The organism is Anaerolineae bacterium (assembly GCA_013178015.1).
Lineage (GTDB): Bacteria > Chloroflexota > Anaerolineae > DRVO01 > DRVO01 > Ch71.
Window position 1 is genome coordinate 39,717 of record JABLXR010000013.1, and the last position, 13,264, is coordinate 52,980.

The 13,264-nt window shown below is 66.7% G+C and carries 11 protein-coding genes and 1 tRNA gene; 7 read left to right on the forward strand and 5 right to left on the reverse strand.

Going from position 1 to position 13,264, the window contains the following annotated elements; translation table 11 throughout:
* Positions 1-52: 52 nt before the first annotated feature.
* The 5 genes from HPY83_06515 to HPY83_06535 all read left to right on the forward strand — a co-directional run bounded on the left by HPY83_06515 (position 53) and on the right by HPY83_06535 (position 3,364).
* Positions 53-148 (forward strand) — tRNA-Sec (locus HPY83_06515).
* A 767-nt stretch (positions 149-915) separates the two neighbouring features.
* Entirely contained in the window at positions 916-1,050 is a 135-nt protein-coding gene (locus HPY83_06520) for a PLDc_N domain-containing protein (GenBank protein ID NPV07601.1), read from the forward strand.
* A 1-nt stretch (position 1,051) separates the two neighbouring features.
* Entirely contained in the window at positions 1,052-1,984 is a 933-nt protein-coding gene (locus HPY83_06525; protein ID NPV07602.1) for an ABC transporter ATP-binding protein, read from the forward strand.
* Positions 1,985-1,987: 3 nt separating this feature from the next.
* Positions 1,988-2,743 carry an ABC transporter permease subunit gene (locus HPY83_06530; GenBank protein NPV07603.1) on the forward strand — a complete coding sequence of 252 codons (756 nt, stop codon included), beginning with the start codon at positions 1,988-1,990 and terminating at the stop codon, positions 2,741-2,743.
* 60 nt (positions 2,744-2,803) lie between these two features.
* On the forward strand, positions 2,804-3,364 hold the full coding sequence (locus tag HPY83_06535) for a flavodoxin family protein (GenBank protein NPV07604.1): 561 nt from the start codon (positions 2,804-2,806) through the stop codon (positions 3,362-3,364).
* Between the two features lie 131 nt (positions 3,365-3,495).
* Here the strand turns inward: HPY83_06535 and HPY83_06540 are convergent, their stop codons facing one another.
* Positions 3,496-4,344 (reverse strand): SMP-30/gluconolactonase/LRE family protein, encoded by an 849-nt coding sequence (locus HPY83_06540; GenBank protein ID NPV07605.1) that lies wholly within the window; start codon positions 4,342-4,344, stop codon positions 3,496-3,498.
* A gap of 256 nt (positions 4,345-4,600) precedes the next feature.
* Here HPY83_06540 and HPY83_06545 point away from each other — a divergent pair, with 256 nt between their 5' ends.
* Together HPY83_06545 and HPY83_06550 are read left to right on the forward strand one after the other, a co-directional pair.
* Positions 4,601-6,505, forward strand: coding sequence for a hypothetical protein (locus HPY83_06545; GenBank protein ID NPV07606.1), 1,905 nt, complete (start codon positions 4,601-4,603; stop codon positions 6,503-6,505).
* A 26-nt stretch (positions 6,506-6,531) separates the two neighbouring features.
* On the forward strand, positions 6,532-7,557 hold the full coding sequence (locus HPY83_06550) for a Gfo/Idh/MocA family oxidoreductase (GenBank protein ID NPV07607.1): 1,026 nt from the start codon (positions 6,532-6,534) through the stop codon (positions 7,555-7,557).
* 162 nt (positions 7,558-7,719) lie between these two features.
* Here the strand turns inward: HPY83_06550 and HPY83_06555 are convergent, their stop codons facing one another.
* The 4 genes from HPY83_06555 to HPY83_06570 form a co-directional block, all read right to left on the reverse strand.
* Positions 7,720-8,931, reverse strand: coding sequence for a DUF438 domain-containing protein (locus tag HPY83_06555; protein ID NPV07608.1), 1,212 nt, complete (start codon positions 8,929-8,931; stop codon positions 7,720-7,722).
* Positions 8,932-9,110: 179 nt separating this feature from the next.
* Entirely contained in the window at positions 9,111-9,449 is a 339-nt protein-coding gene (locus HPY83_06560; GenBank protein ID NPV07609.1) for a cupin domain-containing protein, read from the reverse strand.
* A 160-nt stretch (positions 9,450-9,609) separates the two neighbouring features.
* Positions 9,610-11,244, reverse strand: a complete 1,635-nt coding sequence (locus HPY83_06565; protein ID NPV07610.1) for a PAS domain S-box protein — start codon at positions 11,242-11,244, stop codon at positions 9,610-9,612.
* Between the two features lie 173 nt (positions 11,245-11,417).
* Positions 11,418-13,043: a hypothetical protein gene (locus tag HPY83_06570; protein ID NPV07611.1), complete on the reverse strand. Its 1,626-nt coding sequence runs from the start codon at positions 13,041-13,043 to the stop codon at positions 11,418-11,420.
* Positions 13,044-13,264: the final 221 nt, after the last annotated feature.

The window sequence follows — 13,264 nt, forward strand, 5'->3', positions numbered from 1 at the left end:
CTCTTGGGCTTCTTGACTGGGAAGGGCGGCTCACATAGAGTGAGATCATCAGGGGAGTGGATGGGCCCCGGTGGGCTCCGCGGTCTTCAAAACCGTCGGGGGCGCCCCACGAGGTTGCCCCGGTGGGTTCGACTCCCATGCACTCCCGCCTCCCTGCGGTGCATCGTGGTCCCCTGGCTTCTTCTAGCTGCAGAGCCAGCTCAGCCACTAGAGAGAGGCGCGCCCGTGCACCTGAGCGGGGTGACTGCACCTGCCCACCACGCGCAGAGGTCTGGGCCCGACGCCGACAAGGACGGGGTGCCTACCGCTTCTGGCGGCTGGGCCTGAGAGACTCTCGCGCCTCCGTGCCCGACCCCCGCCCCGCCAGCTCGGCCAGCCTGGCCTGCAGAACCTGGATCTGCTCTTCCTGCCAGGCGATGAGCGGTATGCTGCCGGCGGATAAGCCCCAGCAGCTTCTCTCGAGTCGCAGCCTCCGATCGTCTGCCCATTCACCATAGCCATGGCCCATCTCGGGCCACAGCGCACAATTCCAGACTCGTCCCCCCGACCCTGACCGGTCACCACCGCCCCGGTTGCGGCCAGACCAGACCAGTGTAGTATACCGGGGCTGAGTGTCCCTGCTTCATATCCGGAGACTCCCTCTACTGGCGGCCCAGTCGACTGTGGCTGTCGCCCGAAGGCATGGGGGACGCGCCCATCTGATCCTGCGGCTCCTGGCAGAATGGGCCCGGACCGCAGTCAGGGACCGATCCGTTCACGCGGCGCGCCCCTGGCCCGCCCCAAAGAGGAGGGCAGTCCTACCACAACAGTCCGTGCAGGCGCTACGGGTTGCGCTGCCAGCAGGAGGCCACTGTGGAACAGCTTGTCGAGCTCCTTCCTTTCCTGATTCCGCTGATAGTCCTGGAACTGGCGTTGATGGTGGTGGCCCTGGCCGATCTGCTGCGGCGGGAGCGCACCCGGAACCTTTCCAAAGGAGTCTGGATCCTCATCGTCGTCTTCATCCAGATCTTCGGTCCTATTGCCTACTTCCTGGCTGGTCGGGAGGAGTAGCATGGACGCCGTCCGCTGCGAGGACCTGCGCAAGCGATTCGGCCAGGTTCAGGCCCTGGATGGGCTCACGCTCAAGGTGCCCGAGGGCAGCGTCTACGGCTTCCTGGGGCCCAACGGCGCCGGGAAGACCACCACCATCCGCATTCTGACCGGGCTGGCTCGTGCTACCAGCGGACGGGCCTGGGTGGCGGGGGTGGAGCTCACCGGCACGGGGGACGACATTGCCCACCGGATCGGCTACCTCCCGGAGGAGCCCACCTTCTACGGCTGGATGACTCCCGCCGAGTACCTCGACTACGTGGGACAGGTGTTCCGCCTGCCCGGAGACGAGCGTCGCCGCCGCACCGCCGAGCTGCTGGACCTGGTGGGCCTGAGCGAGGTGGCCCGGCGTCGGGTGGCCGGCTTCTCCCGGGGCATGCGCCAGCGGCTGGGGGTGGCCCAGGCCCTGGTGAATCGGCCTCAGGTGCTGTTCCTGGATGAGCCCGCCAGCGCCCTCGACCCTGCCGGCCGGAGGGAGGTGCTGGAACTAGTCGAGCGCCTCCGCGGCAGCACCACCGTGTTTATGTCCACCCACATCCTCGCCGACGTGGAGCGCGTCTGCGATACGGTGGGCATCATCGCGCGGGGCAAAGTGGTGGCCGAAGCCGGACGGGAGGAGCTCCTCTCCCGCTACGTCGTGCCTGCCTTCGAGCTGGAGACGGTCCCCGAGGCCGCTCCGGCACTGGCCGGCTGGGCGGAGACGGCTCGGCAGGAGGACTGGGTGGATGCCGTGACGCTCGACGGCCACCGGGCTCGAGTGGCGGTGCACGACGTCCCCCGGGCCAGTGTGGACCTGCTGGCCTCGCTGGCGGCCGCTCGGTTGCCCCTGGTCCGCTATGAAATGGTGCGCCCTTCGCTGGAGGACGTGTTCCTCCGCCTGGTGAACCAGGAGTAGGCTATGTTCGCCGTATCGCTACGTAAGGAGATGCTGGAACAGTGGCGGTCTCGCCGGCTGCTCATCGTGGTAGTGGTGTTCGTCCTCTTCGGGCTGGCTTCGCCCCTCCTGGCTAAGATGACACCAGAGTTCTTCCGTCTGCTTCCTCAGGGCGACCAAATCGCCCGATTGCTGCCCCCGCCCACGCTGAGCGACGCTGTGGCCCAGTACCTGAAGAACCTGTTCCAGTTTGGTGTGCTTCTGGCCATCTTGCTCGCCATGGGCGCCGTGAGCCAGGAGAAAGAGCGGGGCACCGCCGCCCTCATTCTGGTGAAGCCCATGTCCCGGGGGGCCTTCCTGATGGGCAAGTTCGCCGCCATCGGCACGTCGTTCCTCATTGCGACGGTCCTGGCAGGCGCAGGTGCCTACTACTACACCGTGCTTCTATTCCGCGCTCCGCCGCTGGGAGGCTGGATCGCCCTCAACCTGCTTCTGCTCCTGGTCTGCCTGGTCTACGTAGCTCTGACCCTCTGGTTCAGCGCTCTGGCTCGGTCGCAGGTGACAGCCGCGGTGGCCGGCTTTGGCGCCATGCTGGTGCTGTCGCTGGCCGGCTCGCTGCCCGCCATCGGCACCCACCTGCCCCACGAGCTGATCAACTGGGGCAGCCGCCTGGTATTGGGCGGGTCCAAGCCGGCCTGGACGGCGCTGCTCTCCGCCTTGGTCCTCATCGCCGCTCCTCTGGCGCTGGGGTGGCTCAGCCTTTCACGCCAGGAGTTCTAGGTTGTGACGATACCGACGCGACCTAGGCCACTCCGCGATACCAATCGAAGGGGGACAGCTGTGGAAGTCTTCATCGTACTGGGAAGCCGCAACCCTGAGGGACAGACGGCCCAGGCGGCCGACGCTCTGGCCGCGGGCGTGGCGGAACGGGGCGGGGAGGTGGAACGCGCCTTCCTTCCTCTGCTGGATATCCAGCGCTGTCGCCAGTGCAACGAGCGTGGCTGGGGACAATGCCGCGATGAGGGAAGCTGCGTCATCGAGGATGATTTCGCCGCCGTGGTGGACCGGATCCGGGCGGCGGACGCGGCCGTCTTCGTCACTCCCGTCTACTTCGGCGACCTAAGCGAATCCATGCGCGCTTTCACCGACCGCCTACGTCGTATCACTCGCCACGACCACGGTAAGGCCGGCGTCGAAGGTAAGCTGGCAGTCGGCATCTGCGTGGCCGGCGGTGGCGGCGGCGGGGCACCCAACTGCTGCCTCAGCCTGGAACGTACGCTCACCACCACCGGGTTCCGGCTGGTGGATGTCGTCCCAGTGCGGCGCCAGAACCTGACTCACAAGACGAGCGTGCTCCGGGCCACAGGCGCCTGGTTGGCCGCCGGCGCACCGGAGACCTGACCGTCAAGAGAGCAACAGAAAGCTGATGAGACGCCGATACTACGCTGATTCACGCTGATCAGAAGGAGATAATATCAAAGGATCGGCGTAGATCAGCGTCCCATCAACGTGATCAGCGTTCCGTTGCCCTGCTACAGGAAGCCTATCCGGGAGGGGAACTCCGGGACGCCCCGGATGCCTAGCCGCAAGCGGAACAGGGCCCCGGCGCCTGGGCCCTCAGTCTCTCGATCCTCGCCGCCCGCCGTGGTGACGTACATGTCCTTGTAGTCATCTCCCCCGAAGGTGACGCTCGATACCTTCCTAGCCGGGAACTCGATGCGGCGTTCCTCCTCGCCCTCCGGCGTGTACCGCACTAGGCAGCCGCCGTCCCAACGCGCCGACCAGACGTACCCCTCTGCGTCCACCGTCATTCCGTCCGGCACGCCCTCTCCCTCGGGCACGCGAACGAAGAGCTGGCGGTGGCTGATGGCGCCCGACCCGAGGTGGTAGGTGAACCGGTAGATCTCGCGCTTACCCGAGTCGGTGTAGTAGAGGCTCTTGCGGTCCGGGCTGAAGCCCAGGCCATTCGATGTCTCGACCCCCTTGAGGACCAGGCGTAGGGTCCCATCCACGTCCAGAAGGTAGAGCCGACCGGGCCCGGCCTCGGTTGGCATGGTGCCACAGAAGACCCGGCCGACCGGGTCGGCGATGACATCGTTGAAGCGGCTCTCACGCTCCGCTGGGATCTCCTCAATCACCGGGATGAAGAAGCCGCCTCGCCACAGCTTCACCGTACCGCGAGCCATGAACAGGAGGAGAGACCCATCCTGCTGGATGGTGAAGCCGCCCACGACATCGCCCTCGTAGATACGTTGGTGCTCACCCGTCGCCGGATCATACGAGTAGAGGTGGCCTCGGGGTATGTCCGTCCAGTACACCTTCCGCGTCATGGGGTGCCAAAGTGGGTTCTCACCGCACACGCAGCGGGTGTCCGCGACCATCTCGGGTTGCACAGCTTACCTCCTCGTCTATCTTCTGGCTGGCATCTGCCTAGGCTGGGATGGCGCCTATTATGCCACGAGTGCTCAGCCGCGGACAGGGAGGGGCCGGGCGCTTCCCTCCGCTCCCTGACTCCGCGTCGCTCCCAAGCTTCGGCCTCCGTGGGGCAACCGCCTTCGGTTGATGCCCGGCAGGGCTGGTGCTAGCATCCGGTCACTTCCCGGTCGCCCCTGGGCGACCGCCGTCGCGAGGGTGAGAGTGAGTGAGCTGAACCGACTCCGCTTCGGCCAGCCTGAGGCCCCGGCCGCCTGGCGCCCGTTCCGGGCAGGACCGCTGTCCCTCTACTTCGACCCCACCTCCGGGGACATCCGTCATCTGCGGCTGGGCGACCGCGAGGTGCTGCGCCGGGTGTACGTGGCTGTGCGCGACCGCCACTGGGGCACCATCCTTCCCACGGTCACCGGTATGCACGTTGAAGAGGGAGAGAGCATGTTCTCCCTTCGCTTCCTGGCGGTGCACCATCGGGACGACATCACCTTCGCCTGGGCCGGCGAGGTTTCTGGCGACAACAACGGCCGAGTCACCTACAGCATGGCGGGCCACGCCCGGGCTTCGTTCTTAAGCAATCGCACCGGCATTTGCGTCCTGCACCCGGCCCACGAGTGCGCCGGGCTGCCCTGCACGGTGCAGCACACCGACGGCTCCATCGAGGAAGGTCACTTCCCCCTCTACATCGCCCCGCACCAGCCGTTCAAGGACATCCGCCGCCTTACTTACCCCATCTCTCAAGATCTGCGCGCCTCCGTCGCCTTCGAGGGGGATGTGTTCGAGATGGAAGACCAGCGCAACTGGACGGACGCCTCCTTCAAGACCTACTCGACCCCCTTGGACCAGCCCATCCCCAAGATCATCCCCGCTGGCGTGCAGGTGGCCCAGTCGGTGACCCTGACGCTGGAGGGACCTACCCTAGAGCGCGAGTCGCCTCCCTCCCGGCGATACTTCAGCACCCCGTCACCCCCGCGTCTCACCTGCACTGTCGGCGCCGAGCCGCTCGGGCCCCTGCCTCGGGTCGGACTGGGGATCGCCCCGGATCCCGAGGCACACGGAGGGCCCCAGCGGTCGCGTTTGAAGTTCCTTCGGCCCTCTTACCTCCGCTGGGAACTGGATCTGGGTCGCGAGTGGGAGGAGGATCTCTGGCACGCGGCCGGACTGGCTCAGAGCGCCGGTGCCCCTCTCGAGCTGGCCATCTTCCCGGGGCCGGAGCCGGAGGACCAAGTGGCGGGGCTGGCTGAGGTGCTCCCCAGCCTGAGCGCACCGGTGGATCACCTCCTCCTCTACGACGAGGACGACCTTCGCACCTCTCTGGAAGATATCCGTGACCGGCTGTCCCGAGCCCTGCCGAAGGCCAAGCTGGGAGGGGGAACCTATCGCTACTTCACCGAGCTCAACCGGGCTCGTCCCTCTCTCTCCTGGGCACATCTGGCCTGCTACTCGCTCAACCCGCAGGTTCACGCCTTCGACCATGCCTCCCTAGTGGAGACGCTGCCCATGCATGCCTGGACGGTGAGCTGCGCCCGGAGGCTGTACCCGGGCACGCCCATCGCCGTCTCTCCGATAACGCTGACCCCGCGCCCGAGGCCCACCCAGGATGGCGATGCCCCGCCGCGGCCCGGCGCCGACCCTCGCCAGACTTCCCTCTTCACCGCCGCCTGGACCGTGGGCAGCCTCAAGTACCTGACCCAGGCCGGGGTGCGTAGCGTCACCTATTACGAGACCGCCGGCCCCGCCGGAGTGATGGCGAGCGGCGAGCCCGGGCCCGTCTATCCCGTGTACCACGTCCTGGCCGACGTGCTGGAGCACCCCGAGGCGCTGGTACTGCCTACCTTCTCCGGCGATCCCCTGAGGGTCGAGGCCCTGGCCCTCCGGTGGAGCCACTGCGCCCGAGTGCTGGTGGCCAACCTGACCCTCCAGCCGCTCGAGGTGGGGATAAGCGGACTGGGCCAGGCGGCCTGGGTCAGACATCTGGACGAGACCACCGCCGAGCAGGCCCTGTCCCGGCCGGAAGAGTGGCGTCAGGCGCCCTGGGCGGAGCGGGCCGCGCCCGGAGGGGCTCTGACGCTGTCGTTGCTTCCCTGCGCGGTGGCCACCGTGGACACCTGGTAGCGGGCCAACGGAGGAGGTCGAGTCCCATGGGCGAACTGCGCTTCGCCGTCTTCGGTGCCGGGTTCTGGGCTCCCTACCAGCTGGCCGCCTGGGGTGAGCTGAAGGGCGCCCGCTGCGTCGCCCTCTACAACCGCACCCGGGAGCGGGCGGAGGCGCTAGCTCGACGGGCCGGCATCCCCGCCGTCTACGACGACGCCGAGGAGCTCATCCGTCGGGAGCGGCCCGACTTCCTGGACGTCGTTACCAGTGTGGAGACCCACGCTCCCTTCGTGCGCCTGGCGGCCGAACACGGCCTCCCCGTCATCTGCCAGAAGCCGATGGCCACCACCCTGGCCGAGGCGGAGGAGATGGTAGCCGTCTGCCAGCGCGCGGGGGTGCCCTTGTTCGTGCACGAGAACTGGCGCTGGCAGGAGCCTCTGCGGCGCCTGAAGCAAGCCCTGGACGAGGGCCGCATCGGCCGTCCCTTCCGCGCCCGCATCGAGTACAACTCCAGTTTCCCCGTCTTCGACAATCAGCCCTTCCTCAAAGAGCTGGAGCAGTTCATACTTACCGACATGGGCAGTCACATTCTGGACGTGGGCCGGTTCCTGCTGGGCGAAGTAGAGCGGCTCTACTGCCAGACGCATCGGGTGCACCCCGACATCGCCGGAGAGGACGTGGCCACCGTCATGATGCGCACCCGCGCCGGCGCCACCCTCACCTGCGAGATCAGCTACGCCAGCCGCACCGAGAAGGAGCGCTTCCCCCAGACCTTCGTCTTAGTGGAGGGCGAGGAAGGCTCGCTGGAGCTGGCCCCCGACTACTGGGTCCGCCTGACCACTGCCGAGGGGGTGTTCTCCCGCCGGTGGCCCCCTCCCGTCTACCCCTGGTCCGATCCCGCCTACGCCCTGGTACACTCCAGCATCGTTTCCTGCAATGCCGACATCCTGAGGGCTCTGCGAGGCGAGGGCCGGGCGGAGACTACCGGCGAGGACAACCTGCAGACGGTACGACTGGTCTTCGCCGCCTACGAGTCGGCGGCGACGGGCCGGGCCGTGGTCCTGCCCGGCTGACAGCCTGGCCCTCCGGGAGCTACTGGCCCAAGAAGGATCCTCCCGCCCATCAGAAGCATAGGCGGGAGGATGACCGACCGGGTTGGCCGGCTGCGGGCCCGCGGCCCGTCGCCGGCAGGTGTCTTCAGTGCCAGCGGGTGGCGCTTTCGTGGCTCTCGAGCATCACAGCAGGCGCTTCTCCCCCTCCAGCTGGCGGATGCGGGTGACGTCCTGCATCACTTCGAGGCAGCCTAGATACTCACCTTGCCGGTCGCGCACGGGGAAGTAGCGGATGTAGATGAACCTGCCCCCGATCTCGATCCAGAACTCGGCCGAGTCGCGCTTGCCCTGGCGGAAGTCGCTCAGTATCTGGTTGACCACGTGCAGGCTCTTCTGGGGATGGCATCGCTGCACCGTGCGGCCCAGCACGGCCCTGGTCCGGGGGAAGATCCGCTCGGCGATGTCGTTGAAGTAGCGCACCCGGTCGTCCTTATCCACGAAGGTCACGTCCAGGGGCAAAGCATCGAGCACCGCCTCCAGCGCCTCCACCGACAGCGTCCCGGTGCGGAAGCGCACCATCCCTTCGGGGCCGGCGCCCACCTCCAGGGCCTCGCGGCGCCCCTCCGCCGGAGGCATGGCGGGGGTGAAGGAAGCGTAGCCGAGATCGTCGAACTCCGCCCTCACTTCGGGCCATTCCTCCTCGGTGATCACCCGCAAGGAGGCCGGATAGAGGATGTTGTTCTCCTTGAAGAAGTGGCTGGCCAGCGTCTCCGCCAGGGTCACGGCGGCGGCCGCCAGTTGTTCAGCGAAGTCAGCGACCGGCATCTCCTGATGGCGCCCCAAGACGCCCAGCACTCCCTTCTTGATCTCCCGAATCTGGTCGTGCTCCATCCACATGATGGCCGGCGGCTGAGTGATGCCATGCTTCTCCAGGTAGGGGAAGAGGACGTTCTCCTCCCGCACGTAGTGGCTCTCGGCGCTGCGCATCTCCTCGGCGGCCTTCTCCAGCCGCTCCTCCGCTTCGCGGCCGATGTAATCCACTTCCTTCAGTTCCTGGGCCAGCTCCGCCAGTTCCTGGGCCTGAGCCAGCATGATGCGGTGCTCTTCCATCAGGGTGTGGATGGGGTGCCCGGGCGGGGCCAGGGTTTCGCCCGCCGCCAGGGACTCGCGGAACACGGCCAGGTGCACATCGCACAGGCGGTGCACCTCCTCGCGGGGCATTCCCTCTTCGATCAGCTCCTGCTCTATCTGGGCGATCTCAGTGGCAGACACCCCGTGCAGGACCTGGCCGAAGCGGCGGGTCATCTCTTCCGCCGTAGCCCCGGAGTGGAGGCGCCTGATCACCTCCTTTATCACTTCCTTGCGGCTTTCCTTGTCGCTAACCGGTTGCTGCATCCTCTGTCATCCTCTCCCAATGCGGTTGTGGGGACGGACCACCGTGTCCGCCCGCCCAGGGCAGGCACGGTGGCCTGCCCCTACCATAGATGGCAGATGGTCCCTCGTGGAAACGGACTACCGTGTCCGCCCGCCCAGGGCAGGCACGGTGGCCTGCCCCTACCACGGACGGTTGCCGCTCACGCCCGGATCATGGTGAGCATCATCTTGAAGCGACGCGGTGCCTTGACTGCATGGGGCTCATCGGCGGGCATGATGATAACCTGCCCCTCCCGCACCGAATGCGACCGCCCAGAAATGATGATCTCCGCCTCTCCCTCTATCACGTGCACCAGGGCATCGAATGGGGTGGTGTGTTCGCTCAGCTCCTGCCCGGCGTCGAACGCGAACAGCGTGACCGATCCCGCCGGAGCGCGCAGCACGATCCTGCTCACGATGGCGCCCTCCTGGTAGGCAACCAGCCCCGACAGGTCACTCACCTCCCCTCGTAACTCGTCTTGACCACTGTGTTGTGACATTCCACTTCTCCCCAAGGTAACTGCCGCCAAACCGGCGGGCGAAATTCTACCTTAGCGGTCGAGGATGGCAACTCAGGCGGATGGTGGCACGCCTATCAAGGCCCGCCGGGACGAGGAGCTAGCTGGAGAACCCAACGGCAATCAGCGCAGTGTCGGGTGATCAGCGTTCGATCCCCGAAGGCCCTCCAAGGGGGAAATACGCGCGGAATGTGCTGCCTCTGCCCACCTCGCTCTCCACCTCCACCCGGCCACCGTGCGCCGCCACGATTGACCTCACGATGTACAAGCCCAGTCCGGTCCCGCCTGCCGAGGCCTGGTTCGCGTTGCGGCCACGGCGGAAGCGCTCAAATATGATGGGCAGATCCTCCGGAGGGATGCCTACACCGGTGTCAACCACCTCCAGCACCAGATAGCCCGCATCTTCGGCTCGCAGCGATACCTGGACTGTCCCTCCCGCCGGAGTGAACTGGATGGCGTTGTTGACCAGGTTCTCCAGCACCTGCTGCAGCCGGCGGGCGTCTGCCCTCACTCGGGGCAGGGCGGCAGCTATGACGGAGTGGAGCGCCAGGCCCGCCTCTTCGGCCTTGGGCCGCAGGACTTCTATCGTCCGCTCCACCAGCACGTCGGGCTCGACCTCGGCCAACTCGAGCCGAAACTGATCCGCCTCTATCCGGGACACGTCCAGGATATCGTCCACCAGCCATTTGAGCCGCTGGCTGCTATCGTAGATGACTTGAAGGAACTCGCGCTGGGTGGGGGTGAGCTCCGCCGGGTCCGAGTCCAGCAGGACCTCGGCGTAGCCCATGATGGAAGAGAGAGGGGAGCGCAGCTCATGAGACACGTTGGCCACGAAGCTGGACTTCATCTGGTCCAGCGCCACCCTGTCAGACACGTCTCGCACCACGGCCACGTAACCCGTGCCTTCGCCTACCTCCTGCTCGAGGGGCACCACGGTCAAGTCGGTGGGGAAGACCTCCCCGCTCTTGCGCCTCATGGGAAGCTCGCTCAGGAAGAGGAATCCCTTCTCCCTGAGGCCCGACACCAGCGCCGCGTTGAACGATTCGTGCGTCTCTGGGCTGCCATGAAGTATGGTGGTGCTCTGCCCCACCATCTCCACCTCGGTGTAGCCGAAGATCTCCGACGCGGCCGGGTTGCACTGTTGTATGGTCATGTCGGCGTCCACCACGAACACCGCATCGCGCATGCTGTGGAACATGCGCTCGAACAGCCGACGCGACGCCACAAGCGATTCCTCGACCAGCTTGCGGTGGGTGATGTCGTAGAAGTGCTCGATCCGGCCCCCGGCGTACGGGCCGGCCCCGATCCGGGCGGCGCCACGCTCCAGCCAGCGGTCCTCCCGACCTTTGCCGGGCAGCACGTGGCACTCGAACGTCTCAGCCCCGGAGTTCTGGGCGTCTCCACCCAGAACGCGCCTGGCGAATCCATCTGGGTCTTCGAAGATAGGCTTGAGCCGCTGCTCCACCAGCACGCGGTAGTTCTGCCCTATGGCGGCGTCCCGCGGCAGAGCGAAGGCCCTCTCCAGCGCCTTGTTCATGCAGACGACGCGGAGCTCCGCATCTAGGACGATGATGCCGACGGCACAGCCGTCCAACAGCTCCGCGGCGAAAGCACGCAAGCCCGACTCGTCCACGTCAGTGCGCCCGGGCCTCCCCTCGGGGCGGCCCGATTCGGAGGGTCCCCGCGACGCTAGAGGCAGCGGACCTCCATTGGCCGCCAAAGACGAACCAGCGCCGCGATCACCCTGCAGGCCCTCGCGGTTGGCTTCGTCCGGCATAGTCGCGCCTCGCGTGCGGTGAGGTCCGCGGTCAGTCCCATCGTCTCCGGCCAGGTCCCACGCCGCCGCTCTTGCCGGAGGTACCGACCGACACCAGCACATTTATGCCACAAGTGATGGCGGCCAGTAAAGGCCAGCAACCCTTCGCGGGGCTTTCCGGCCGCCCTGCGCGCTCAAGGGAGATCGCGAGGCTGCGCTCGCGGGGCGACGGCAAGAGGGTTCGGTTCGAGCAGTCGCTCCCCGCAGCCTTCCTGGCCCCCGGTTCTCCCGGGCGCGACGTGGCCGGTCGACACCGAGGCGGAGGGACACTCGCCCAGCCGACCCGTTCCGGGCTCAGTGTGTTGGGGGGCGCGTTCCCGCCGCACGAAGAAGCGCCACTTCCTGTCCAGGGGAGCGAACATGCCGAAGCCATCCCCCACTGTCTCCGAAGCTCCCAGGAACAGCACCCCTTCGGGAACGAGACCGAAGTAGAACCGCTCCAGCAGGCGGCGTTGTGCCTCAGCATCTAGGTAGATCAGCAGGTTGCGGCAGCTGATTAGGTCCATTCGACCCAGGGGAGGGTCCTGCAACGCGTTGTGCACCGCGAAGGCCACCGTCTCTCGGATCGCCTGCCCAATCCTGAAGCCGCTGCCTTGACGATGGAAGAAGCGGGCCAGGCGCTCGGGCGACACGTCCACCGAGATGTTCCTGGGGTACACCCCGGCGCGGGCCGTGTCTATAGCCTGCGGGTCCAGGTCGGTGGCGAAGATGCGGCATTGGACGTCCCGGCCCGTCCGGGCCAGGTACTCTCGGATCACTATGGCGATGGAGTAGGGCTCCTCACCGCTGGAGCACGCCGGCACCCACACTCGCAGGGCGTCGTCGCGCCCTTTTCCTTCCAGGAGATGGGGCAGCACCCTATCGGACAAGACCCGAAACGCCTCCGCGTCTCGAAAGAAGCTGGTGACGTTGATGAGCAGCTCGCGGAACAGGGCCTGGCCCTCTTGCGGGTCCTCCCTAGCCCGGCGCACGTACTCCGGTATGGAGGCGATCCCCCTGACGATCATGCGCCGCTGCACGCGACGCACGATAGTGGTCTGCTTGTAGTAAGAGAAATCCACGCCCGTCTGGGCGCGCATGAGGGCCAGAAGGCTTCGCAGGGGCTCCATCGCCCCGGGCGAAGCCAGGGCCGGCAGCGTGCGCCCTTCGGCGCTCACGTACTCCATGATCCGGCGCGGCATCTCGTGCACCGGAAGGACGAGGTCTGCCAGCCCGGTAGCGATGGCGCTGGTGGGCATCCCGTCATAGGCAGCCGTGGTTGGGTCCTGGACCACCACTAGGCCGCCCTCACCCTTTATGGCTCGGATGCCGAGGGTACCATCGGTGCCCGAGCCGGACAGGATGACTCCGATGGCCTCTTCATGGCGAGCAGCCGCCAGGGAACGGAGGAACAGATCTACGGTGTTGTGGAGGGATGGCCGTCCGTCCGGGGCCGATAGGTTTAGAACGCCATCAGTGATGCTCAGGTAGCAGCCGGGCGGGATCACATACGCCCGGTCGGGGACCACCGGCATCCCGTCGATTGCCTCCACCACAGGCACGCCGGATGAGCGAGCCAGCAGCTCGACCAGGGCAATGGGATGGGTGGGGGACATATGCTGCACCACCACGTAGGCCATGCCCGAGTTGACAGGGACGTGGGCGAAGAACTCTTCCAGTGCCTCCAGCCCGCCGGCCGAGGCCCCGATGCCCACCACCGGCACCTGACGGCAAACGCCGCGATCCTGGAGGCTGGAGGCTCCCTCGCCGGCAGGCGTCAAGCCGACCCCTTGGGGCCCAGTTGCCTCCGCAACTCCCTTCCGCCGGCTGCTGTCCGAGCTAGGCTCGATCCTCGGGCACTGATGCCTGTCAGGCACACTAACACTCTCCTCATGGCGGGTTGTCATGCAGAGGGGCCCAGGATCAGGGGCAAGCCACACGATGGAGGACAGAGCGACTTCCTCGCTTTCCACCCCTACCACCCACAACCGGTAACCTACAA